General features: G+C 62.3%; 20 protein-coding genes. 12 read left to right on the forward strand and 8 right to left on the reverse strand.

Annotated features, from left to right (window positions below; translation table 11 throughout):
* The first annotated feature begins 68 nt into the window (after positions 1 to 68).
* Genes yidC through ACP15P_RS07895 form a run of 5 tightly spaced genes read left to right on the forward strand, consistent with a single transcriptional unit; the run spans position 69 to position 4,800 of the window.
* Entirely contained in the window at positions 69 to 1,886 is a 1,818-nt protein-coding gene (yidC, locus tag ACP15P_RS07875) for a membrane protein insertase YidC (protein ID WP_424927916.1), read from the forward strand.
* Between the two features lie 3 nt (positions 1,887 to 1,889).
* Positions 1,890 to 2,648 carry an MOSC domain-containing protein gene (locus ACP15P_RS07880; RefSeq protein WP_424927917.1) on the forward strand — a complete coding sequence of 253 codons (759 nt, stop codon included), beginning with the start codon at positions 1,890 to 1,892 and terminating at the stop codon, positions 2,646 to 2,648.
* The gene (locus ACP15P_RS07885) at positions 2,645 to 3,289 is read left to right on the forward strand and encodes a CatB-related O-acetyltransferase (RefSeq protein WP_424927918.1); all 645 of its coding nucleotides are present in this window, start codon (positions 2,645 to 2,647) and stop codon (positions 3,287 to 3,289) included. Before ACP15P_RS07880 ends, ACP15P_RS07885 begins: the two co-directional genes overlap by 4 nt.
* Positions 3,286 to 3,936: a ribosome biogenesis GTP-binding protein YihA/YsxC gene (gene yihA / locus ACP15P_RS07890; RefSeq protein ID WP_424927919.1), complete on the forward strand. Its 651-nt coding sequence runs from the start codon at positions 3,286 to 3,288 to the stop codon at positions 3,934 to 3,936. The genes ACP15P_RS07885 and yihA overlap by 4 nt, the downstream gene beginning before the upstream one ends.
* A 27-nt stretch (positions 3,937 to 3,963) precedes the next feature.
* Complete coding sequence (locus tag ACP15P_RS07895) at positions 3,964 to 4,800, forward strand: hypothetical protein (RefSeq protein WP_424927920.1); 837 nt, start codon at positions 3,964 to 3,966, stop codon at positions 4,798 to 4,800.
* Between the two features lie 60 nt (positions 4,801 to 4,860).
* On the opposite strand, the gene ACP15P_RS07900 is transcribed toward ACP15P_RS07895, so the two are convergent.
* Positions 4,861 to 5,682: a tellurite resistance TerB family protein gene (locus tag ACP15P_RS07900; protein ID WP_424927921.1), complete on the reverse strand. Its 822-nt coding sequence runs from the start codon at positions 5,680 to 5,682 to the stop codon at positions 4,861 to 4,863.
* 230 nt (positions 5,683 to 5,912) lie between these two features.
* On the opposite strand from ACP15P_RS07900, the gene ACP15P_RS07905 reads away from it, so the two are divergent.
* The 3 genes from ACP15P_RS07905 (at position 5,913) to ACP15P_RS07915 (ending at position 11,107) form a co-directional block, all read left to right on the forward strand.
* A complete protein-coding gene (locus ACP15P_RS07905; RefSeq protein ID WP_424927922.1) occupies positions 5,913 to 8,399 on the forward strand; it encodes a GcvT family protein in 2,487 nt (828 codons plus the stop codon).
* A 185-nt stretch (positions 8,400 to 8,584) separates the two neighbouring features.
* On the forward strand, positions 8,585 to 9,424 hold the full coding sequence (locus ACP15P_RS07910; RefSeq protein WP_424927923.1) for an amino acid ABC transporter substrate-binding protein: 840 nt from the start codon (positions 8,585 to 8,587) through the stop codon (positions 9,422 to 9,424).
* A gap of 69 nt (positions 9,425 to 9,493) precedes the next feature.
* Positions 9,494 to 11,107, forward strand: coding sequence for an acyl-CoA synthetase (locus ACP15P_RS07915; RefSeq protein ID WP_424927924.1), 1,614 nt, complete (start codon positions 9,494 to 9,496; stop codon positions 11,105 to 11,107).
* Here ACP15P_RS07915 and ACP15P_RS07920 read toward each other — a convergent pair.
* The 5 genes from ACP15P_RS07920 to fabA all read right to left on the reverse strand — a co-directional run bounded on the left by ACP15P_RS07920 (position 11,097) and on the right by fabA (position 15,399).
* Positions 11,097 to 12,068 carry a threonine ammonia-lyase gene (locus ACP15P_RS07920; RefSeq protein ID WP_424927925.1) on the reverse strand — a complete coding sequence of 324 codons (972 nt, stop codon included), beginning with the start codon at positions 12,066 to 12,068 and terminating at the stop codon, positions 11,097 to 11,099. The genes ACP15P_RS07915 and ACP15P_RS07920 overlap by 11 nt on opposite strands.
* A complete protein-coding gene (locus tag ACP15P_RS07925) occupies positions 12,065 to 12,904 on the reverse strand; it encodes an alpha/beta fold hydrolase (protein WP_424927926.1) in 840 nt (279 codons plus the stop codon). Before ACP15P_RS07925 ends, ACP15P_RS07920 begins: the two co-directional genes overlap by 4 nt.
* Complete coding sequence (locus tag ACP15P_RS07930) at positions 12,901 to 13,584, reverse strand: haloacid dehalogenase type II (RefSeq protein WP_424927927.1); 684 nt, start codon at positions 13,582 to 13,584, stop codon at positions 12,901 to 12,903. Before ACP15P_RS07930 ends, ACP15P_RS07925 begins: the two co-directional genes overlap by 4 nt.
* Before the next feature lie 66 nt (positions 13,585 to 13,650).
* A complete protein-coding gene (fabB, locus tag ACP15P_RS07935) occupies positions 13,651 to 14,877 on the reverse strand; it encodes a beta-ketoacyl-ACP synthase I (RefSeq protein ID WP_424927928.1) in 1,227 nt (408 codons plus the stop codon).
* A 15-nt stretch (positions 14,878 to 14,892) separates the two neighbouring features.
* On the reverse strand, positions 14,893 to 15,399 hold the full coding sequence (fabA, locus tag ACP15P_RS07940; protein WP_424927929.1) for a bifunctional 3-hydroxydecanoyl-ACP dehydratase/trans-2-decenoyl-ACP isomerase: 507 nt from the start codon (positions 15,397 to 15,399) through the stop codon (positions 14,893 to 14,895).
* Between the two features lie 174 nt (positions 15,400 to 15,573).
* On the opposite strand from fabA, the gene irr reads away from it, so the two are divergent.
* Entirely contained in the window at positions 15,574 to 16,017 is a 444-nt protein-coding gene (gene irr / locus ACP15P_RS07945) for a Fur family transcriptional regulator Irr (RefSeq protein WP_424927930.1), read from the forward strand.
* Between the two features lie 11 nt (positions 16,018 to 16,028).
* Here the strand turns inward: irr and ACP15P_RS07950 are convergent, their stop codons facing one another.
* Positions 16,029 to 16,556, reverse strand: a complete 528-nt coding sequence (locus ACP15P_RS07950; RefSeq protein WP_424927931.1) for an SH3 domain-containing protein — start codon at positions 16,554 to 16,556, stop codon at positions 16,029 to 16,031.
* Between the two features lie 112 nt (positions 16,557 to 16,668).
* On the opposite strand from ACP15P_RS07950, the gene ACP15P_RS07955 reads away from it, so the two are divergent.
* Positions 16,669 to 17,655, forward strand: a complete 987-nt coding sequence (locus ACP15P_RS07955) for a 2-hydroxyacid dehydrogenase (RefSeq protein ID WP_424927932.1) — start codon at positions 16,669 to 16,671, stop codon at positions 17,653 to 17,655.
* Positions 17,656 to 17,879: 224 nt separating this feature from the next.
* Complete coding sequence (locus ACP15P_RS07960; RefSeq protein WP_424927933.1) at positions 17,880 to 19,310, forward strand: S1 family peptidase; 1,431 nt, start codon at positions 17,880 to 17,882, stop codon at positions 19,308 to 19,310.
* Positions 19,311 to 19,379: 69 nt separating this feature from the next.
* On the opposite strand, the gene ACP15P_RS07965 is transcribed toward ACP15P_RS07960, so the two are convergent.
* A complete protein-coding gene (locus ACP15P_RS07965; RefSeq protein ID WP_424927934.1) occupies positions 19,380 to 20,153 on the reverse strand; it encodes a gamma-glutamyl-gamma-aminobutyrate hydrolase family protein in 774 nt (257 codons plus the stop codon).
* A gap of 126 nt (positions 20,154 to 20,279) precedes the next feature.
* Here ACP15P_RS07965 and pepN point away from each other — a divergent pair, with 126 nt between their 5' ends.
* Positions 20,280 to 22,865: an aminopeptidase N gene (pepN, locus tag ACP15P_RS07970; RefSeq protein WP_424927935.1), complete on the forward strand. Its 2,586-nt coding sequence runs from the start codon at positions 20,280 to 20,282 to the stop codon at positions 22,863 to 22,865.
* The last annotated feature ends 6 nt before the right edge of the window (positions 22,866 to 22,871 follow it).

Consider the following 22,871-nt stretch of genomic DNA (forward strand, 5'->3'; position numbering starts at 1 on the left):
TGACCTTTTGGACCTGCCCCTGTTGAACCCTGACTGAATTTTTGGGATTTCTGACCGGAGCGGTCCTTATGGACGAACAGAACAAAAACCTCATTCTCGCGACCGTGCTGAGTTTCGTGGTCCTGATGGTGTGGTTCATACTGTTTCCACCACCCGAGGACACCGGCACGCCAACCGCGCCGACCGAGGTCGTGCAAACCCAGGACGGGATCACCGTACCCGCCGCCGAGGAGGGTGAGGCCGGAGCACCGAGCCTGTCACCGACCGTTGCGCAGTCGCGCGAGCAGGCCCTGGCCAAATCCGAGCGGGTTGAGATCGAGACCGAGCATCTGACCGGGTCGCTGTCGCTGACCGGTGGGCGTATCGACGATCTGTCCTTTACGCAGTATTTTGAGACACTTGCGCCCGACAGCCCGATGGTCACGCAGTTCATGCCGGCCGGTACGTCCGATGCGTATTATGCTCTCTTTGGCTGGACCCCGGCTGCGGGAAGCGTGCCGTTTGACCAGCTGCCCGGGCCGTCCACGCCCTGGTCGGTTGAGAGCGGTGAGGTTTTGACCGCCGACACGCCGGTGACCCTCGTTTGGGACAATGGGAACGGCCTGGTGTTCCGCCGGATCATCTCCATCGACGAGAACTACATGTTCACGGTGGAGCAGACGGTTGAGAACAACACCGGCTCCGAGGTGCGTCTGGCGCCCTATGGCATTATCGCGCGTCACGGCGAACCGACTGACCTGAAAGGCTTTTACATCCTTCATGAGGGTGTGGTGATGTCCACCGATGGTGAGCTGGCCGAGATTGACTATGACGATGTTGTCGATCTGCCGGTTGATGCCAATGAGCGCGCCGCCGTCGAGAAGAAAACCGTCGTGGAAAACGGCTGGATCGGGTTCACCGACCATTACTGGATGGCGACGCTGGTCCCCTCCCCCGGTCAGGCGTTTACCGCCGTGACGAAATACACCCAGGCCACCGACACCTATCAGACCGACGTGCGTCTGCCGGTTGTGGCCGTGGGCCCTGGTGAGACGACATCGTCGAGCACCATGCTGTTCTCCGGTCCGAAGGAATGGGAGACCATCCGCGACTACCAGAACGATCTGGGCATCGAGAAGTTTGTCGATTCGATCGACTGGGGCTGGTTCTTCTTCCTGACCAAGCCGATCTACATGGCGCTGCACTATCTCTATATCCTGTTCGGCAACATGGGCTTCGCCATTATCGGGCTGACCTTCGCCATCAAGGCGCTGCTCTTCCCGCTGGCGTACAAGTCCTATGTGTCCATGTCGCGGATGAAGAAGCTTCAGCCCGAGATGGAGAAGATCAAGGAGACCGCCGGTGACGACCGCATGAAAATGCAGCAGGAGGTCATGGCGCTCTACAAGCGGGAAAAGGTCAATCCGGCCGCGGGCTGTCTGCCCATTTTGTTGCAGATCCCGATCTTCTTCTCGCTCTACAAGGTGATCTTCGTGACGCTTGAGTTGCGCCATCAGCCGTTCATCGGCTGGGTGCATGACCTGAGCGCGCCTGATCCGTCCTCGATCCTGAACCTGTTCGGGCTTCTGCCCTGGGACGCACCTGGACCGGGCAGCATCCTTGCGATCTTCTCGATCGGCGTGTGGCCGGTTCTGATGGGTGTGTCCATGTGGCTTCAGATGCGTCTGAACCCGGCGCCCACGGACAAGACGCAGGCGATGATCTTCAACTGGATGCCGTGGGTATTCATGTTCATGCTGGGTCAGTTCGCGTCCGGACTGGTGATCTACTGGGTTGCCAACAACTGCATCACCTTCACGCAGCAGTATCTGATCATGCGCAGCCAGGGCGTTAAGCCGGATATTCTGGGCAATATCCGGGGCAAGACCCAGGCGGACAGCAAGTAGGTCATGGAGGCGCGGGTCACCCATATCTGGCGCCATCCCATCAAGGGCGTCGGGGCGGAGGCCCTGCTCTCCTCGGAATTTGTCGCGGGCAATACCATGCCCTACGACCGGGTCTGGGCGGTTGCCCATGAGGCCTCGAAAGCCCCGGCGGGGAGCAGTGACTGGGTTCACTGCAACAACTTCATCCGTGGAGCTAAATCGCCGGGGCTGATGGCTGTGAAAGCGAAAATGACCGGGCCGGAGGGGCTGATTGAGTTGAGCCATCCGGATGCGGGCAGCATCACGGTCAATCCAGGCGATATTGGCGATGCAACGCGGATGGTGGCCTGGGTCACGCCGCTTTGCGACCCGAACCGCGCCCTGCCCTCCCATGTGGTGCGGGCCGGCACGCGGGGCATGACGGACAGCAAAATCCGCTCTGTTTCCATCCTGAACAACGCGAGCCTCGCGGCCCTGTCGAAAGTGGCCGGGCGGGACCTGGCGCAGGAGCGGTTTCGCGGCAATATCTGGCTCGACGGGCTGGAGCCGTGGCAGGAGTTTGACCTGCTCGACAAAAAACTGCGGATTGGTGGTGCGACATTTGTGGTGCGCGAGCGGATCACCCGCTGCACGGCCACGGGCGTAGATCCGGAAACCGGTGAGCCGGATACGGATACACTGCGGCTGTTGCAGGAGAACTGGGGGCATCGCGACTTCGGGGTCTATGCGGAAGTCGTTGGGGACGGTATAGCATCGGTGAACGATGTGGCGGTACTGGCATGAACGGACCTGACCCGGACAACCCGCATCCCCTGGAGGGACACCCCAGGGTTGGTTTCCTGCGCCCGTTTGCGGAAGGCCGCAGCAATGTCGAGGTCGGGCACTACACCTATTACGACGACCCCGAGGGGCCGGAGCATTTCTTTGAGCGGAATGTTCTGCATCACTATGATTTTGTCGGCGACAGGCTGGTGATCGGGTCGTTCTGTGCCTTTGCGACCGGGGTGCGGTTCTTCATGAACGGGGCCAATCACGCGATGGGCGGGTTTTCGACCTATCCGTTCAACATCTTCGGCAATGGCTGGGAGGAAGGGTTCGATCCCGCCACCTGGGTCGAGGGCAACCGGGGCGATACGGTTGTCGGCAGTGATGTCTGGATCGGCGGCGACACGCTGATCATGCCGGGTGTGACCATCGGGCATGGCGCGATTGTTGCGGCGCGTAGCGTCGTGACCTCGGATGTGCCGCCCTATGCGGTTGTGGGCGGCAATCCGGCGCAGGTAATCCGGATGCGGTACAACGCGGAAACCATTGAGTGCCTGCTGCGCGTGGCGTGGTGGGACTGGCCCGTGGGGCGGATTACGGAAAATCTCGACGTCATTCGCGGGTCGGATCTGGAAAAAATTGCCGGGGCGGCACAATGAAAATGACGTTTACCCTCGCCGCGGAACCGGACCGGCCGGAAGCGGAGGCCGGGCGGCTGCTGTTTGCCGGGCCGGTGGATTTCGTGAAGGGCGTGGTGGCGATGGACGGCCTGCCCTCTGCCGACCGGGTTGAGGTCTGTTTTGCGGGCCGGTCGAATGTGGGCAAATCGAGCCTGATCAATGCGCTGACGGGCCGGAAGGCTCTGGCCCGTTCGTCGAACACGCCAGGACGTACGCAGGAGATCAACTATTTCGCACTCGGCGAGGAGCGGTATCTGGTGGACCTGCCGGGCTATGGTTTCGCTGAGGCGCCGAAGGACGTGGTGCGCAAGTGGCAGGAGCTGATGAAGGATTATCTGTCGGGGCGTGCGAGCCTGCGGCGGGTGTTTCTGCTCATCGACGCGCGGCACGGGGCGAAAGCGGTGGACGAGGAGATCATGTCCCTGCTCGACCGCTCGGCCGTGACATTTCAGGCGGTGCTGACCAAGGCTGACAAACCCAAGGCCGGGGCGCTGCGCGACAATATCGAACAGGTCAAACGGGTTTTGGCAAAACACACGGCGGCGCATCCGGAGATCGTGGTGACGTCCTCGGAGAAGGGTGACGGTATTGCCACGCTGCGGGCGATTGTTGCGGGGATTGTCTAGGGCGGGGGATTGACGCGGGAGGAGCGTATGAGCGGGGAAACTCTTGAGGAGCGACTGGCGCGGGCGGAAGGCCGCATTGAGGTGCTGCTGGAGCAGCAGAACCCGCCACCGAAGTCGATTTGGGACCGGATTTTCAGCCTCGATACCCTGCGAAACCTAATCTATCTCGTCGGTTTTCCAGCGGCACTTCTGGTCGCATGGCAGGAATTTGACAAGGAAATACTCAGCGCCCAGGCTGCCCGGGACTTGGAGCGAAAAAATCTGGCGCTGGAACGGCTGGACCAACTCCAGGAGATCAACACCGAGATCTACCGTCTTCAGTCCGGAGGCGCAGATGACCAGGCTTTCGCTATCATTGAAGGAAAACGGGGCCAGATCGCACGTCTGACGGACAGTGTTTACACGGCGTGGAACGATCAACGGGACATGTTCAGCCGGTATGATCTCAACGCCCTAGCGGAGGCTCTCTTGGTTCAAAAGCGTACTGACGAAGCCTTGGAGGTCGCAAATCTTGTCGCGACTGAGGGGCTTGGGCCGATAGACAGGATTGATCAAGAGATCCTGAAGGCGCGCATTTTGTTTTCTGAAGGACCAGCGCAGGATCTGGAAGCGGCTCGGCTACGGTTAAGTGAAGCGATGCCGATATTTGACGACATTAACCGTTGGGAAGAACGTCAACAGATGGACGAAAAGATACTCTATGTGCGTCTTGCCAATGAGAAAATGCTGGATTCGGATTGCGGAATGCTTATGGCCTTGGCGGAGGCGCTGAACGAGGTTCACACTGCGAACGCCGAAATAGGTCGGGATTTCGGAACACCTGTCGGCAATACCCTAGCAGAAGTAGGCTACAAATGCGGATGACCAGTTTCTCCGCCGCCCAGCCTAATCGCCAGGCGGCGGGGGATGAAGAGCGCCGGTTTCCTAGCTCGCGCCTTTTTCAACACCAGTGAGTTTGTGAAGCTCGGCAACGGTGTCGTGGTCGAGTTTGAGGGCTTCGGCCAGGTTCGAGACGTAGTCGACCTCTTCCTGGGTGTCGATTTTGATGGCGAGCAGCGTGGCGGCGTAGACCTCGGCGGCCTGGGCCTCGGAGCGGACGTCGCGGACGAGATCGTCGATGGTCGACGGTGTGTTGATCTCGTTCATCACGAACTGTTTTTCCTCCTCGGTCACCTCGTCGGAGCCGATCTTGCCCATGATGGCCTGAAGCTCGTCGCGGTCGATTTTGCCGTCGACCTTGGCCGCCGCGATCATGGCGCGCAGGGCGAGTTTCTCAGCCGCGGGTGAGGTCACCTCGTCGAACATGCTCTCGTCAAATTCGATGGCGGGCGGGGCGGTCTGCACGTCACCGACAGCCGGTTCCGGCGCGCGCTGTGCCTGCTGCTGGCGGGAGTTGTTGAGCGCGGTCATGGCGAGGGTGCCGAGCACGGCGAGCGCCCCGCCCTTGGCCGCGCCACCAAGGCCACCGCCCAGAAGCGCGCCGGCCACGGCGCCGATGCCGCCGACCTGGGCGTTGGAGAGGTTGCCCACCTGTTTCTGGCCCGCGTACTGTTTGGCCATGTCGAGCATTCCGCCGGAGCCGCCCGTGCGCCCCAGGGCGTTCTGGACCTGGCCGAAGATGGCATCGAGACCGCCGCCACCGCTGGTGCTCAGGTTGTTGGTGGTCTGGTCCAGACGGCTGCGCGTCGGTGATGAACCTCCCATGCCCTGTTGCAGGATCTGTCCAAGAATGTTGCCGAATGCCATTACGGCCTCCCCCAATTGATTTCCGTAATTCAGTATGTGGGACGGTAGCAGAACGCTTTCCACCCTCCAACGCCATAGTTTCGTCACATTTATGCGGGTCGGCCGGAGGGTGCGGCCACGTCGCAAATACGCGCTGAGCGGTCGGAGCGACCGGCACGGGGGGGCGGGAAACGGTGCAGGCTGCGGTCAGCTTTGGCGGTTGAGTCGGTCGGTTTTCAAGGGGACCTCAAATGAAACATGTGCGTGGACTGGTCGTTGGTGGCGGAGCGATTGGTGCCTCGGTGGCCTATCATCTGGCGAAGGCGGGCTGGTCCGACGTGGTTCTGCTGGAACGGGACGAGCTGACCTCCGGGTCCACGTGGCATGCGGCGGGTCTGCTACCGCTTTTCAACATGAGCTATGCCACCAGCCACATTCACGACTATTCGGTGAAATTCTACAAAACCCTGGAAGAGGAAACGGGTCTGAATGCCGGGTTTTCGGTCGTGGGCAATCTGCGGATGGCGCAGAGCCAGGCGCGGATGGATGAGTACCAGCTTTACGCCACCACCGCCGAGTCCGTGGGTATTCCCTATGAGTGGCTGTCAGCCGATGAGATCAAACAGCGCTGGCCACTGGTACGGACCGAAGACCTGATCGGGGCGCTGTATCACCCCACGGACGGCTACATTAACCCTGCCGATGTCACCATGGCGATGGCCAAGGGCGCGCGGCAGAGGGGTGTGGAGATCATCCGCAAGCGTCAGGTCGACAGCTATGAGTGGACCGGCGACGCCTGGATCGTGCGCGGGCGGATCATGGTGGAGAAAGGCGGCAACCTGGTGGCCTCGGACGAGACGTTTGAGATTTCAGCCGAGCATGTGGTGACGGCCACCGGCAACCATGCCCAGCGCACGGCGCAGCTTCTCGGGCTGAAAATCCCGGCGATCCCGGTGGAGCACCAGTTCATTGTGACCGAACCGGACCCCGCGCTGGTCGAGTACCGCAAAACCCATGGCGAGCATCCGGTTCTGCGGGATGCGGATGCCAAATGGTATGTGCGCGAGGAGCGCGGCGGCTGGATTTTGGGGCCGTATGAGAAAAACGCCCCTGCCCGGTTTGAGTATGGCGTGCCGGACAGTTTCCGCGCGGATCTGTTCCCGCTCGATCTGGAGAGGATCGAGGAGGAGTACATGTCGTTTATCCACCGGATTCCCTCGTCCGAGGAGGTGGGGCTGAAAGACGATTTCAACGGGCCGATCTGTTACACGCCGGATGGCAACCCGCTGGTGGGACCGGCGCCGGGGCTCACAAACATGTGGCTGGCGGAAGGGTTTTCCTTTGGCATCACGGCGGCCGGAGGCACGGGGCATTACCTGGCGCAGATGATGGCGGAGGGTGAGGCCGAAATTGATATGGCGAGCCTCGATCCCAAGCGGTTCGGGCCGTGGATGACCACGGAATATGCGGCGCGCAAGAACGAGGAATGCTACGACCACGTCTATATCCTGCACCACCCGGATGAGGAGCGTCCGGCCTGTCGGCCGTTGCGGACGGCGCCGTGTTATGACCGGATGAAGGCGGCGGGGGCGCAGTTTGGCTGCGTCAATGGCTGGGAGCGGCCGAATTATTTTGCGCCCGATGGGTTCAGCGACCATGACAGCCGGTCGTTCCGGCGCGGGGGCTGGTGGGAATATGCGAAGGCGGAAGCCGAGGCGATCCGGGAGGGCGTGGGTCTGATCGATGCGTCGGCCTTTACCAAGCACCGGATCAGCGGGCCGGGGGCGACGGCGTTCCTCGACTGGTTCACGACCAACAAGCTGCCGAAGGTGGGGCGGATCAACCTGACCTATGCGCTGACGGAGACCGGGACGACGCGGTCGGAATATACCATCGTGCGGCTGGCGGAGGATGATTATTACCTAGTGTCGGCGGGGGCCTGGGCGGCCTATGACGAGGATTTCCTTTACAAGGCGATCATGGAGAAGGAGCCGGAGTTCGGGCGCATCAACGAGCAGGACGTGACGACCCAGTGGGGTGTGTTTGCCGTTGCGGGGCCGAAGTCGCGGGAATTGCTGAACGCACTGGTGTGTGATGCGGAGCCGGGCACGGTTTTGTCGAACAAGCGGTTTCCGTGGCTGTCGATGCGGAACATTGAGCTGAAGATGTGCCCGGTCATGGCGCTGCGGGTGGCGTATACGGGCGAGCTGGGTTGGGAGCTGCACCATCCGATGGAGATGCAGAACTACCTGCTCGACCGGCTGATGGAGGTGGGCGAGCCCCTGGGGCTGAAGCTGGTGGGCGCGCGGGCGCAGAACTGGCTGCGGCAGGAGAAATCGTACCGGGCGTTTGGCACGGAACTGGGCCGGGATGCCACGCCGCTGGAGGCCGGGCTCGACCGGTTTGTGGATCTGTCAAAGGAGTTCCACGGGAAGGCGGCGATGGAGACGATCGGCGTGCGGTTCAGATGCGTGACGGTGCTGGTGGACGGGCCGGAGGATGCGGACCCGTGGGGGCGCGAGGCGCTTTACGTGGGCGATGAGAAGGTCGGGCGTCTGACCTCCGGCGGGTATTCGGTGGCGTTTGGGAAGAGCATTGGCATGGGTTATGTGCGGCCGGATCTGGCGGTTGAGGGCACGAATCTGAAGGTGCGGATGCAGGACCGGCTGTGGGACGCGGTCGTGACGGAGGACAGTCCGTATGATCCGAAGAACGCGACGATCCGTATTGATGGGTAGTTCTTTCTCTTTTCTCCGGCGACTGACGCCCTGGCTTCGGCCAGGGCTTTTTTTTGCGGTGTGTGAAAGCGGTCGATTCTCGGCGGGTTTGAGCGGGGATCCCCGCTCCGGGATGTGTGACTTGCCGCGAGATGCGTGAAATGTATGGTGCCGGGAAAACGCAACATGACTTTTGAGGTGGAATTATGCGCAGACTTGGTTCGATTACGGTTATTATGGCGCTCATGGCCGGGCAGGCCTTTGGGCAGACGCTGGACCGCATCCGGGAGACCGGGGAGATGAAACTCGGGTTCCGGACCGATGCGGCGCCGATTTCGTATCTGGATGAGGACGGTGAACCGGCCGGATATTCGCCGCGGGTCTGTGCCGGTGTGGCCGAGGATGTCGCCGCGCAACTCGGGTTGGAGGAGTTGAACGCGACCTTCTATCCGGTGGATGTTGAGGACCGGTTCGACGCGGTAGCGAATGGCGAGATTGACCTGCTTTGCGGGGCCGCGACGATTACCCTTGAGCGGATGGAGCAGGTGAGCTTTTCCACGCCGACTTATGTGGACGGGGCGGCGGTTCTGCTGCCAGCAGGTGAGGTTGCCGATCTGACGGCCATGGCGGAGAAAAAGATCGGCGTTCGCGCGGGTACGACGACTGAGACGTCGCTGGAACGCTCGCTGGAGGCCATGAACCTGACGGCGGATGTGACGGCGTTTGCCTCCCATGACGAGGGTCTGGCGGCAATGGAAGCGGGCGAGATTGGAGCGTATTTCGCGGACCAGTCGATCCTGTTTTCCATGCTGTTCAAGAGCGACGCGGCCGAGGGGCTTGAGGTCTCGGACCAGACGCTGACCATTGAAAAGCAGGGCCTCGCGTTCGCGCGGGGTGATGTGGACTTCCAGATTGCAGTGGACCGGGCGATTTCGGGTCTTTACGCCAGCGGTCAGATGGAGCGGATTTTCATTGAGACCATGCCGGGTGCGACGCCGGGTCTGGCGCTGCGGGCGATGCATCTGATCGCGCCGACCATTCCCTGATCCCGCGTTTCGCGCTTATTGCCAAGGTCGGGCGGTTTTGCCAGATTGTGCGGATTGGGGGGATCCGACATGAACGACCTTGGCCGCAACGCCGCAAACTATGCTGCCCTGACGCCGATCACTCTGCTGCGCAAGGCGGCGGCGGTGTATCCCGATCATCCCGCCGTGGTCTATGGCGGGATCCGGCGAAGCTGGGCCGAGACGGCCACGCGGTGCCGGAAACTGGCCTCGGCGCTTCAGAAGGCGGGGCTGAAAGTGGGCGAAACCGTGTCGGTTCTCGCGACGAATACGCCGGAGCTTTACGAGGCGCATTTTGGGGTGCCGATGGCCGGCGGGGTGCTGAATGCCATCAACTGCCGCCTCGATGCAAAGACGGTTGCCTATATTCTCGACCATTGTGAGGCGCGGTTTCTGATCACGGACCGGGAGTTTTCCGATACGGCGAAGGCGGCGCTGGAGATGGCCGAGGGCAGCCCGGTGGTGATTGATATTGACGATCCGGCGGCGGACGGCGGAGAGCTGCTGGGGGATCTGGACTACGAGGCGTTTCTGGAGACTGGCGACGCGGATTTTCCGTGGGCCGTGCCGGAGGACGAGTGGGACGCGATTTCGGTCAATTACACATCCGGGACCACGGGAAACCCGAAAGGCGTCGTTTATCACCATCGCGGCGCGTTCATGAATGCGATCGGGAACACGCTGGAATGGGACATGGGGCGGCATCCGGTGTATCTCTGGACGCTGCCGATGTTTCACTGCAATGGCTGGTGCTTTCCGTGGACGATCGCGGCGAAAGCCGGGACGAATGTGTGCTGTCGCAAGGTGACGGCGAAGGCGATTTACGACGCGATTGCGGATGAGGGCGTGGATCACCTCTGCGGTGCGCCGATTGTGCTCGGTTTTATGATCCATGCGGATGAGACGGAGGTGCGGGAGTTTCCGCACCGTTGCCGTGTCATGACTGCGGCGTCACCGCCGCCTGCGAGTGTGTTGCAGGAAATGGCGGCGCGGGGCTTTGACGTGACGCATGTCTATGGACTGACGGAGGTCTATGGCCCCGCGATTGCCTGCGCCTGGAACCGGGAGTGGGATGCGCTTGATGCGGAGGAGCAGGCGCGGCTGAAATCGCGGCAGGGTGTGGCGTATCTGTTGCAGGAGGATGCGATGGTGGCCGATCCGGAGACGCTTGAGCCGGTGCCGCGCGATGGAGAGACGCTGGGCGAGGTGTTCATGCGCGGGAACATAACCATGAAGGGGTATCTGAAGAACCCAGAGGCCACGGCGGAGGCGTTTGCCGGGGGGTGGTTTCACACCGGTGATCTGGGCGTGATGCATCCGGACGGGTATATTGAGCTGAAGGACCGCTCGAAGGACATCATTATTTCGGGCGGCGAGAACATCTCCTCCATAGAGGTGGAGAACGTTCTTATGGCCCATCCGGCGGTGGCCGTGGCGGCAGTTGTGGCGAAGCCGCATGAGAAATGGGGCGAGACACCGTGCGCGTTTGTTGAACTGGCCAAAGGGCAGACGGTGACGGGTGAGGATCTGATCGCCTGGTGCCGGGACCGGCTGGCGCACTTCAAGGCGCCGAAACACGTGGTGTTTCAAATGATCGAGCGGACCTCGACCGGAAAAATCCAGAAGGGTCCGCTGCGCGATCTGGCGAAGACGGTCAGTAGTTGAGGATCGCCTCGGAGAAGCGGGCAGTGTCCACGTTGCCACCGGTTGCCACGGCGATGACGGTGTCGCCCTCGATCTGATCGCGACGGAACAGGGCTGCGGCGAGGCCCGCGGCTCCGCCGGGTTCCACGACGATTTTGAGATGGCGGAAGGCGAGTGCGACGGCCCGCATGGCTTCCTCATCGGTGATGGTCAGGCCGGGTCCGGCCAAACGGCTGAGGATAGGAAAAGTCAATTCGCCGGGGCATGGCGTCAGGATCGCGTCGCAGACGGAGCCGGAGAGACGCTCATTGCTTTCGCGTTTGCCTGAGACAAGCGAGCGGGCGACATCGTCGAAACCTACCGGTTCCGAGGTCCGAACGCGAAGATGCCGCGCTTCGGCCTCGAGGGCCAAGGCAATACCGGAGGCAAGGCCACCACCGCCGGCGCAGACGATCACATCCGTTGGGCCAAGCTCCAGGCCTTTGGTCTGTTCGGCGATCTCAAGCCCCACGGTCCCCTGCCCCGCGATCACGTCGGGCTGGTCGTAGGGGCGCACGAGGGTCAGGCCGCGCTCCGCTGAGAGGGCCGCGCCAATGTCCTCGCGGCTTTCGGTTTCGCGGTCATAGGTAACGACCTCGGCGCCATATGATTTGGTGCCGTCGATTTTCGACTGCGGCGCGTCGGCGGGCATGATGATGACGGCGGGCACGCCAAAAGCCTGGGCTGCACGGGCCACGCCCTGGGCGTGGTTGCCGGAGGAATAGGCAAGGATGCCACGGGCGCGGGTTTCCGGGTCCATCGCGGAGATGGCGGACCAGCCGCCACGGGCTTTGAAGGAGCCGGTATACTGGAGGCACTCGGCCTTCACGAGCAGGCGGCGTCCGGCAACGGCGTCGAGCGCGGGGGAGGACAGAACCGGGGTTTTCAGGATCTTGCCCGCCGCACGGGTGCGGGCGGCGCGGATACGGTCGATATCAGTCATTTTTTCAGGCTTCCAAGAAAGCGGCGCAGCAGTTCCACGCATTCAGGCTCGTCCAGAAACGGAATGTGACCGCGTCCGGGAACGGAGGCATACATCATGTCCGGGCGGCGAGCGCGCATCTCGTCCGCGGTGGCCTGGCTAAGGATGTCGGAGTTTTCGCCGTGGATGAGCGCGAGGGGCAGGCCCTCGAAGGCATCAAAGAGGGGCCAGGTGTCGGGAAGTTCGCCGGCCTCCTCCATCGCGCCGAGGAAGGCGTCGCGCAGTTTGCGGTCGTAACGCAGACGGATGCCGTCCTCCGCGTCGTACCAGTTGTTGGAGAAGAACCAGTTCCAGCGATCCGCGCCGACGCCGGGAAAGCGGGCCTGGCGGTTGAGCGAGGCGGCCAGGGCGGCGGAGGCTACGGTTTTGTATTTGGGGGTGACGCCGAGATAGCCCGCGATCTCATCAAGCCCCTCGCGTTCGATCACAGGGCCGATATCCACGAGGACCACGCCCTCCAGCACCTGTTTGGCGGTGGCGGCAAGGACCATGGCGACGATGCCGCCGCGGGAGGTGCCAATGATGGTGGTTTTTTCGAGACCGAGATGGGCGAGAAGCTCCACCACGTCGCGGGCCTCTACGGCCGGGTGGTAGTTCTGAAAATTCTCGTCGTAAGCGGATTCGCCGCGGCCCCGGAAATCGAGCCGGATGATGCGGTAGTCGCGGGAAAACTGTTCCGCGAAGAGGTCGAAATCGCGGCTGTTGCGGGTGAGGCCAGGCAGGCAGAGAACCGGCTGGCCCTTTCCTTCGTCCTCATAGGCGAGGGAGAGGCCGTCGGAGGTGGTGAAGCGTTTCATGCTTTCTCCGCCAGTTCGGGGATGCCGGAGAGTTCCGACAGGATCCATTCGGGTTTCCAGGGCAGGCGGTCAACCGGCTCGCTGGCGCGGTTCACCCAGGCGGTGCGAAAGCCGTAGCCGGACGCCGCGGCGGCATCCCAGCCATTGGAGGAGACGAACAGAACCTCGTTTCGTTCGACACCGAAGCGTTTGCCCACAAGGTCGTAAACGGAGCTGTCGGGTTTGAAGATGCCGACGCTTTCCACCGAGAGCACATCGTCGAGGAACTCACCGACATTTGCGCTCTGCACCGCTCCGTCGAGCATGTCGGGGGAGCCGTTGGAGAGGATGGCGGTGGAGAGGCCGTTCTCTTTGAGGGTGGCGAGCATCTGCGGCACCTCCGGGTAGGCGTCGAGTTCCCAGTAAAGCGCCAGAAGGTTTTCGCGGATGTCCGGGTCGCTGATGCCGGATGCTTCCAGAGCCCAGTCCAGGCCCTCGCCGGTGACGGTCCAGAAATCAGTGTGGGCGCCGGTGATGGCGCGCAGCCAGCTGTACTGAAGCTGTTTCAGTCGCCAGTCGCGGGCAACGGTTTGCCAGACGGCGCGAAAGGCCCCGTTGCCGGGGGCCTCCGCGAAGGCCCGCGCGGCAGCGGACACATCGAATAACGTGCCGTAGGCGTCGAAAACTGCAACCCTGATCAAGTCGTCCCCCGTCGAAACGGGCGGACGGCGGCGGTGTGCCAGTCCGAAGACGCCCGGTTTAGCGTGTCAGTCCGTGTAGCGGCTCAGTGCAAGTGTGGCATTGGTGCCGCCGAACCCGAAACTGTTCGACAGGATCGTGTCCAGGCCGGCATTGTCCACCCGCTCTGTGACAATTTCCGACGCTTTCAGGGCCGGGTCAAGCTCGCTGACATTGGCCGATGCGGCGATGAAATCGTCGCGGAGCATGATGAGGCCGTAAATGGCTTCCTGCACACCTGTCGCGCCCAGCGAGTGGCCGGTGAGCGATTTGGTGGAGGAGATCACGGGTGTGTTGCCCTCGCCGAAGACGCGGCGCACGGCCTCGACCTCGACGACGTCGCCCGCCGGTGTGGAGGTGCCGTGGGCGTTAATGTAGCCGACCTTGCGCTCGCCAATCGTGGACAGGGCCAGTTTCATGCTGCGCTCGCCGCCCTCGCCGCTGGGTGCAACCATGTCATGGCCGTCGGAAGTGGCGCCGTAGCCGGTGACCTCGGCGTAGATTTTCGCACCGCGGGCCCTGGCGTGCTCCAGTTCCTCAAGCACGACAACACCGCCACCACCGGCAATGACGAAACCGTCACGGGCGGCGTCAAAGGCGCGGGAGGCCTGTTCCGGCGTGTCATTGTATTTCGAGCTCATTGCGCCCATTGCGTCGAAGAGGCAGGAAAGCGTCCAGTCCAGTTCCTCGCCTCCGCCGGCGAAGACGATGTCCTGTTTGCCGAGCTGGATCTGCTCGACGCCGTTGCCGATGCAGTGGGCTGAGGTCGAACAGGCGGAGGTGATGGAGTAGTTCACGCCCTTGATTTTGAACGGCGTCGCGAGACAGGCCGAGTTGGTGGACGACATGCCGCGCGTCACCATGAAGGGGCCCATGCGTTTGGGGGAGCCCTTCTCGATCACGATCTGATGTGCGTTGAACAGGTTGCGCGTGGACGGGCCGCCCGAACCCATGACGAGGCCGGTGCGCTCGTTGGAGATGTCTTTCTCCTCAAGACCGCTGTCCTCGATCGCCTGGGTCATGGCGATATAGTTGAACGCGGCCCCGTCGCCCATGAAACGCAGTTGGCGTTTGTCGATGTGCTCGGACACGTCAATGTCGGGTTTGCCCTGGACCTGACTGCGGAACCCGTGTTCGGCATGGTCGGGTGCGAAGGAGATGCCGGAGCGGCTTTCCTTCAGGGATTTGGTGACCTCATCAACATCGGTGCCAATGGAGGACACGATACCGATACCGGTAATTACGACTCGGCGCATGGGTATGCCCCCTTTTTAATCCTGGAACAGGCCGACTTTCATGTCGGTGGTGGTGTAGATCGTCTCGCCGTCGGCTTTCATGATGCCGTTGGCCATGCCAAGCTTGAGCTTGCGGTCAATGACCCGGGTGAAGTTTACCGTATATTCCACCAGTTTTACATCCGGCGTGACCATGCCGGTGAACTTGACCTCGCCAACGCCCAGCGCACGGCCCTTGCCCTGCATTCCGCGCCAGCCAAGGTTGAAGCCGGTCAACTGCCAGAGGGCGTCGAGGCCGAGGCAGCCAGGCATGACCGGATCGCCGAGGAAGTGGCACTCAAAAAACCACAGGTCGGGTTTGATGTCGAATTCCGCCACGACGTGACCCTTGCCGTCCGGGCCGCCATCGGCCGAGATTTCGGTGACGCGGTCCATCATGAGCATGGGCGGAGCGGGAAGCTGCGGGTTGCCGGGTCCGAACATTTCGCCCCGGGCACAGGCCATCAGCCCGTCATAGTCAATGCTTGTTGGCCTGTCGGACATGCGATTTCTTCCCCAATCCGGTCGTTGCGTGGTTATCATCGTCTAGTAACATCCGCACCAAATGGGGCGCAAGTGCCAGAGGCACCACCAATTTTTAATGACAGCGCGAAAGCCAACTGGAATTTACCCTGAAAACCGCTATAAGGGGGCAACACGAAATTCAGGTCTCAAGGCATGACTGTTCAGTCTACCAAAACCGAAGACATGGCACGGGGCCGCGCCGAACACTGGCTGGCTTCGGGCGGTTTGCGTCCCACGCGTCAGCGCATTGCGCTTGCCGAACTGCTGATCGGTGACGGAAACAACCGCCACGTGACCGCCGAAAGTCTCCATGACGCGGCCGGTCTGCGGGATGTGTCCGTTTCGCTTGCCACCGTTTACAACACCCTGCGCGCGTTTTGCGATGCCGGGCTGATGAACGAGATCACGGTTGACGGGTCGCGGTCGTATTTCGACACGCGCGTTGACGATCATCCCCACTACTTCTGGGAGGATGAGAGCACGCTGACCGATGCGCCCAACCACGCGATAAAACTCGCCTCAAGCCCGGTTATTCCCGAAGGCGCGGAGCTGTCGCGGGTGGATGTGGTGATCCGGCTGAAGGGCCGCCCGGAGTAAATCCGAAGGCTTCAGTCGATGACCTCGCCCGGGTCGATGCCCCAGAGCGCCTCGCGGCGGAGCCAGCCTTCCACACCCTGTGCCGACACCTCGCACCAGTCCGGGCCACATTCGCGCAGCCGCAGGACCGCGCCGGGCTCGGCATTGGCGAGGATTTCGGCACCGTCCTCCGGATCGTCCAGAACCGTCACGAGGCCGTCGCCCTGAACGAGACCGGTCCGCACGTTCGACAGGAGGGATTTGTGCATCCAGCCGCCCTGCCCCTCGAAATCCTCGACGCGGCGCCAGTTGTCGTATTCGGCGGTGATGCGCAGGGGCAGACCCTGGCGGACGTATTCCCAGTCGATCTTTTGGTCCCGGCTCGGGCCGCGGCGGGCGCGGGCGCGATCACCGCGAATCGACACGTATCGGGGGAGCGGCAGCAGCGAGTCCGGGCCAATCGTCGGCGCCTCCTGCGCCGGAGCGCGGAGCGGTGTGCCGATCGCACATGCAACCAGCACCAAAAAGGCGGGGACTGCTCTGGTGACGCGGAACGTCATTTTTTTACTGCTCTCAACCCGATGCCGGATAGTGTCTGGATTTACCGGACCTGCCCATGCCATTAGTGATGAAGAGTAACCAAAATCCGAACACAGAGAAACAGGAATCATCATGTCCACAAAGCCTGTGAGCGTTTTTGTAACGCGCCGCCTTCCCCAACCCGTGGAAGCAAGGATGCAGGAGCTGTTCGACGTGAAATTCAATCCGTCCGACAAACCGATGTCGGCATCGGATCTGGGGGCGGCGATGGCGCAGGCGGATGTTCTCGTGCCGACCATTACGGACCGGATTACCGCGAACCAGCTGGCTCAGGCGGGACCGCAGCTGCGGCTGATTGCCAATTATGGCGCGGGTTTTGACCATATCGACGTGGCCAGCGCGCTGCAGCGCGGGATCATGGTGTCGAACACGCCAGGCGTTCTGACTGAGGACACGGCGGATATGGCTATGGCGCTGATCCTGGCGGTGCCGCGGCGCCTGGCAGAGGGTGAGCGGCTTTTGCACAGCGGTGAATGGAAAGGCTGGAGCCCGACGGCGCTTATGGGGCACCGGATCGCGGGCAAGCGGCTTGGCATTCTGGGCTTTGGCCGGATTGGCCGGGCGGTGGCGCGACGGGCCGCGGCGTTCGGGATGGAAATCCATTACCACAACCGCCGGCGCATCAATGAGGAGGTTGAACAGGACCTCGGCGCGACCTGGTGGGAAAGCCTCGACCAGATGCTGGCGCGGATTGATATTCTGTCGATCAACGTGCCGCATACGCCCTCGACCTTCCATTTGATGAACGCGCGGCGGCTGAAACTGATGAAGCCCAGCGCCTATATCGTAAACACGGCGCGCGGTGAGGTGATCGACGAGAATGCGCTCACGCGGATGCTGCACGCGGGCGAACTCGCGGGTGCGGGGCTCGATGTGTATGAGCACGGGGCGGACATCAACCCGCGCCTGACCGAACTGCCCAACGTGATGCTGCTGCCGCATATGGGGTCGGCCACGGAAGAGGGCCGGATCGAGATGGGCGAGAAAGTGATCATCAACATCAAGACCTTCGCGGATGGCCACCGGCCACCGGATCAGGTCGTGCCGGCGATGCTCTGACACCAGGGTATCGCCACCCGACCAAAAACGTCGTGAAACTGCGAAAAAGAATCGGCCCAGGCGTGGTTTGCGCCTGTTTGCCGGGTGTGCGCGGCGCCGGGAATTGAGGTTAATACACTCAAATTGAACGAAACTTTCGACGCTGTTTACGAAAAGGAGTGATAAATCTTTGGCGTAGCGCCGGTCCATGCTAATTTTGCCCTGGGGTTGAATTGGGGACGTGAATGCTTCGTTTTTTTATTGTTTTGATCGTCAGTCAGTTTTTTGCGGTTCAGGTGGCGTCCGCCGATGAGGCCGTGCTCTATGAGCCGTTCGAGGAGACGGAATTTCAGGCCCCGGAGAAACGGATTTTGCAGTTGGCCCTGGCCCTGTCCGGCGAACATGACGGGCGTGTGGACGGTGTCTGGGACGCGCGGAGCATGGCGGCTCTGGAAGACTACGTTCTCAACGAGTTTGAGGACACGCCCCAGAACCTTCACGTCGCAAACCTCGTCATTGCCTTTCTCGCGGATATGGAGGCCAATGGCTGGACCTGGCGCGAGTTCCCGGAACTTGGCATGTCCATGGCGGTGCCGGAGGCGATTCTGGCCGAGCCGGAGCCGGAGAACCGCGGTCTGCGCTGGTGGAGCCGGACGGGCACGCTGACGCTGCTGACCAATTCGTTTGAGGCGGAACTCGCACGGGCCTGGCACTCGGCGGCGGAGATGGCGAGCGTGGACCCTGACGTTCTGTCGATCGTGCGCGACGATCATCTGCTGGTGACAAGCGGGTATCTGGAAGACGGACGGTCATTCTACACCCGCTCCGACCAGGTCGACGGCCACTGGTCGACGGTCTATCTTGCCAGCGGGCCGGACCAGGCCAACATGCTCAACCTGATCCGCACCAGCATCAGCGCGCGTGATCCGCAGTACTGGGAACTGCCGCGCGGCGGGCATCTGGAATATATCGTGCGGGAAACGCTGGAGGCGTTCGACGGCACGGATGAGGGTGAAGGGTTTGAACTGGCCATTCCTGGCACGGGCTTCCTGCCCGCGGAGCCCGGCACGGACGCGAGCGGAACGGCGTTTTATGTCAACGATAGCATACTGGTCACGGCGCAGCATGTGATCGAGGGCTGCGGGCGGATCAGCCTGGGCGACGGCACGCCGCTGACCCTGCTGGCCCATAACAAGAAACTCGATGTGGCGGCGCTGGCCAGCCCGGTGCAGGCGGATACCTGGCTGTCCCTGACCGACCAGGAACACACGCGCCTGGGTCAGAAGCTGCACGCGGCCGGGTTTCCCTATTACAACATCGCGGGCACCTCGCTGCACCTGACCGGTGGCAACGTCAGTTCGCTGGCGGATGTGAATGACGACCGGCGTTTCTTCAGCTTCTCCGCGCCCGTTCAGCCCGGCAACAGCGGCGGGCCGCTGATCGACAATAACGGCGAGGTTATGGGCATTGTGGTGTCCCGCCTGTCGGAGCGGTACATCGCCGAGGCTACCGGCACCCTGCCCCAAAATATCAACTATGCTCTGAACCGCGAGGAGCTTCTGGCCTTCCTGACCGGCCACGACCTGCATCCGCAGCAGGGCCTGCCGGAATTCAGCATGGATGACGGCGCCCCCGAAGGCTTTGAAAAAGCAATCGTTCCGGTGCTGTGCTACTGAGGCGGTGCCGGTTCAGACCGGGCTGCGCGAGACGCCGGACAAACTCCATCTGAACTGAAGGTTACGCCGTCACGCCACGGAGCGGGCCTGGTCCTTTGCGCGGTGGCGGGCGGAGACGGCGGCGCCGAGGGCCTGGAAGAGCGGGCGGGACACGGGGTCTTCCGCGGCTTTCCATTCCGGGTGCCACTGAACGGCCACGGCGAAACCGGGGGCGTCCCTGATGACGATGGCCTCGGGCGTGCCATCGGGTGCGTGGCCCTCGATCACGACGCGGGGGCCGGCATCCTCGATGCCCTGGCCGTGCAGGGAGTTCACCATGATCTCGGTCGATCCGAACAGGTCATGGAACCAGCCGCCCTCGGTAAGGGTGATCGTGTGGCGCAGTTCGAATTTTTCCTCAAGCGTCCCATCGGGAGGCATCCGGTGGTTGAGGCGGCCTGGGATCTCGCGGATCTCCGGATGGAGCGTGCCGCCGAAAGCCACGTTGAATTCCTGAAACCCCCGGCAGATCCCGAAAACCGGCACGCCGCGCGCGACACATTCGCGAATGAGCGGCAGGGTCACGGCATCGCGGTCGGGATCGAAGGTGCCGTGTTTCTCGGTGGGTTTGTGGCCGTAATGGTCGGGATGCACGTTGGGCCGCCCGCCGGTGAACACAAACCCGTCGCAGGCCGAGGTGAGATCGGAGATCGCGCCAACCGAGGGCAGTGCGGGCACCATGAGCGGGATGGCTCCGGTGAGATCGGCCACCGCCTCGATGTTGGAAAGTCCCACGGCCTGAACGGGATATTCATTATTAATCAGACCGGCGTTTCCGATGATACCTATTACAGGGCGCGACATGAACAATATATCGTTGTGATGGACTGGCCTTAAAGATAGGCCTGATCATGGGTACAGTCGAGAGGCTAACAGGTATTTAATGGCCCTGCCCGCCGCAGGAGCCGGATAACACGGGGTAATTTCACAATGAGAACCGACCAGCGCGACCCTGAAATCAGGCTGTCCGACTACCGCGTGCCGGATTATCTGGTGCGGCAGGTTGATCTGACGTTCCGGCTGGCCCCGAAAACGACGGAGGTATTCTCACGGATCACCTTTTATCCCAATCCGGCCCGTGCGAAGGGTCCGGCGGACCTGATTCTGAACGGCAACGGGCTGGAAATAGAGGCCGTTTCGATCAACGGCAGCCCCCTGCCCCGTGAGGCCCTGAGCACCGGGGACGAGACGCTGACGGTGGCGGCGGCCCATGTGCCGCAGGAGGGGTTTGTCTGGGAGGCCACGAACACAATCGCGCCCATCGACAACACCAGCCTCGACGGGCTTTACATGTCCAACGGCATGTACTGCACCCAGTGCGAGGCGCAGGGGTTCCGCAAGATCACCTGGTTCCCGGACCGTCCGGACGTGATGGCGACCTATAAGGTGCGCATCGAGGGCGACGCGCCGGTTCTACTGTCAAACGGCAATCTTGTGGGCCAGGGCGACGGCTGGGCCGAGTGGGAGGACCCGCACCCGAAGCCAAGTTACCTGTTTGCGCTCGTTGCCGGTGAGCTCGAGGCCTTTGAGGACCGGTTCACGACCATGGAGGGGCGTGACGTACTGTTGCAGATCTGGGTGCGGCCTGGCGATCTGGAACGGTGTGAATACGCAATGGATGCGCTGAAACGGTCCATGCGCTGGGACGAGGAAGTGTATGGCCGCGAATACGATCTCGACCGGTTCATGGTCGTGGCCGTGGACGATTTCAACATGGGGGCGATGGAGAACAAGGGGCTGAACATCTTCAACTCCAAGTATGTTCTCGCCTCGCCTGAGACCGCGACGGACACGGATTACGCCAATATCGAGGCGATCATCGCGCATGAGTATTTCCACAATTGGACCGGGAACCGGATCACCTGCCGTGACTGGTTCCAACTTTGTCTGAAGGAGGGGTTGACCGTGTACCGGGATCAGCAGTTCTCCGGTGACATGCGCTCCCATGGGGTGAAGCGGATCGAGGATGTCATCCGTCTGCGCTCGCAGCAGTTCAGCGAGGATGCCGGGCCACTGGCGCATCCGGTGCGGCCGGAGAAGTATATCGAGATCAACAACTTCTATACCGCCACGGTCTACGAGAAAGGCGCGGAGATCATTGGGATGCTGCGCGGTCTGGTGGGTGAGGAGACCTGGAAGACGGCGCTGGATCTCTATTTCGAGCGCCATGACGGTGAGGCCTGCACCATCGAGGACTGGCTGAAAGTGTTTGAGGACGCCTCGGGCCGGGATCTGTCGCATTTTGGCAAATGGTATTCCCAAGCCGGAACGCCGCGCGTGCGGGTTGCGGAAGACTATCAGGACGGCACCTATCGCCTGACGCTGTCCCAGGAAACGCGGCCAACGCCGGGTCAGCCGAACAAGGAACCGCTGGTCATTCCCGTGGCCTATGGCCTCATTGGGCACAACGGCGCGGATATGGAATCCGGGGTTCTGGAGCTTGCGCGCGCGGAAGAGACGTTTGAGTGGACCTTGCCGGAAAAGCCGCGCGCGTCCCTGATGCGCGGGTTTTCGGCGCCGGTGATCCTGGAACAGGGTCTAAGTGCGGCGGAGCGGTCGTTCCATCTGGCCCATGACGTGGACCCGTTCAACCGCTGGGAGGCGGGACATGCGCACGCGCTCGACCTGCTTGGCCGGATGTCGCAGGACGCGGATGTGGAGCCGGAAGCGGAGTATTTGGAGGCTTTGTGCGTCGTGGCGGACGACCCGCAGCCCGATCCGGCCTTCCGGGCTTTGGCGCTTGGCCTGCCGACGGTGCAGAACGTCATTTCCGACATGGCCGCGAATGAAATGGTCCCGGACCCGCTGGCCATCCATGAGGCACGGACGCGGCTGAAAAAGACCATTGCGGAGACTCTTGGGGACCGTCCGGAGCGGATGTATGCGGAAAACGCGGTGGCGGGACCGTATACGCCGGATGCAACGGCGGCCGGGCACCGGGCTTTGCGGGCGCGGTGTCTGGATTTCATTACGGCGCTAGATCCGGAGGCGAAGGCGGCTGCGGAACAGTTTGACGCGGCGGACAACATGACGGAGCGGGTTGGTGCGCTGACGCAGCTTGTGGCGGCGGGGCGCGGTGAGGATGCGCTGGCGCGGTTTTATGAGGACTGGCGGCAGGACCGGCTGGTGATGGACAAGTGGTTTGCGGTCCAGGCCACGGCCACGCCGCCTGAGGCGGCGGTTGCCACGGTTGAAAGGCTGACCGGCCATCCGGATTTCGACTGGAAGAACCCCAACCGGCTGCGCTCGCTTATCGCGTCTTTTGCTGGCGGGAATGCGGCGGGCTTCCACCGGCCGGACGGATCGGGCTACCGGTTGCTGATGGACTGGCTGATCCGGCTTGATCCGGTCAATCCGCAGACAACCGCGCGGCTGACGTCGCTGGTGGGCAACTGGAAGATCTTTGACGGGCAGCGCCAGGCCCTGATCCGGACGGAACTGGAGCGGCTGGCCTCGCTTGACGGGCTCTCAAAGGACACGGCGGAAATGGTCGGGCGGCTGCTGGCCGAAGACTGACGGCAG

This window comes from Amaricoccus tamworthensis (genome assembly GCF_049800875.1).
In the GTDB taxonomy this organism is placed as follows: Bacteria; Pseudomonadota; Alphaproteobacteria; order Rhodobacterales; family Rhodobacteraceae; genus Amaricoccus; species Amaricoccus tamworthensis.

Excerpts from the sequence above, each read along its gene's own strand:
- yidC (WP_424927916.1), top strand. The coding sequence starts at position 69 with ATGGACGAACAGAACAAAAACCTCATTCTCGCGACCGTGCTGAGTTTC.
- ACP15P_RS07880 (WP_424927917.1), top strand. The coding sequence starts at position 1,890 with ATGGAGGCGCGGGTCACCCATATCTGGCGCCATCCCATCAAGGGCGTC.
- ACP15P_RS07885 (WP_424927918.1), top strand. The coding sequence starts at position 2,645 with ATGAACGGACCTGACCCGGACAACCCGCATCCCCTGGAGGGACACCCC.
- yihA (WP_424927919.1), top strand. The coding sequence starts at position 3,286 with ATGAAAATGACGTTTACCCTCGCCGCGGAACCGGACCGGCCGGAAGCG.
- ACP15P_RS07895 (WP_424927920.1), top strand. The coding sequence starts at position 3,964 with ATGAGCGGGGAAACTCTTGAGGAGCGACTGGCGCGGGCGGAAGGCCGC.
- ACP15P_RS07900 (WP_424927921.1), bottom strand. The coding sequence starts at position 5,682 with ATGGCATTCGGCAACATTCTTGGACAGATCCTGCAACAGGGCATGGGA.
- ACP15P_RS07905 (WP_424927922.1), top strand. The coding sequence starts at position 5,913 with ATGAAACATGTGCGTGGACTGGTCGTTGGTGGCGGAGCGATTGGTGCC.
- ACP15P_RS07910 (WP_424927923.1), top strand. The coding sequence starts at position 8,585 with ATGCGCAGACTTGGTTCGATTACGGTTATTATGGCGCTCATGGCCGGG.
- ACP15P_RS07915 (WP_424927924.1), top strand. The coding sequence starts at position 9,494 with ATGAACGACCTTGGCCGCAACGCCGCAAACTATGCTGCCCTGACGCCG.
- ACP15P_RS07920 (WP_424927925.1), bottom strand. The coding sequence starts at position 12,068 with ATGACTGATATCGACCGTATCCGCGCCGCCCGCACCCGTGCGGCGGGC.
- ACP15P_RS07925 (WP_424927926.1), bottom strand. The coding sequence starts at position 12,904 with ATGAAACGCTTCACCACCTCCGACGGCCTCTCCCTCGCCTATGAGGAC.
- fabB (WP_424927928.1), bottom strand. The coding sequence starts at position 14,877 with ATGCGCCGAGTCGTAATTACCGGTATCGGTATCGTGTCCTCCATTGGC.
- fabA (WP_424927929.1), bottom strand. The coding sequence starts at position 15,399 with ATGTCCGACAGGCCAACAAGCATTGACTATGACGGGCTGATGGCCTGT.
- irr (WP_424927930.1), top strand. The coding sequence starts at position 15,574 with ATGACTGTTCAGTCTACCAAAACCGAAGACATGGCACGGGGCCGCGCC.
- ACP15P_RS07950 (WP_424927931.1), bottom strand. The coding sequence starts at position 16,556 with ATGACGTTCCGCGTCACCAGAGCAGTCCCCGCCTTTTTGGTGCTGGTT.
- ACP15P_RS07955 (WP_424927932.1), top strand. The coding sequence starts at position 16,669 with ATGTCCACAAAGCCTGTGAGCGTTTTTGTAACGCGCCGCCTTCCCCAA.
- ACP15P_RS07960 (WP_424927933.1), top strand. The coding sequence starts at position 17,880 with ATGCTTCGTTTTTTTATTGTTTTGATCGTCAGTCAGTTTTTTGCGGTT.
- ACP15P_RS07965 (WP_424927934.1), bottom strand. The coding sequence starts at position 20,153 with ATGTCGCGCCCTGTAATAGGTATCATCGGAAACGCCGGTCTGATTAAT.
- pepN (WP_424927935.1), top strand. The coding sequence starts at position 20,280 with ATGAGAACCGACCAGCGCGACCCTGAAATCAGGCTGTCCGACTACCGC.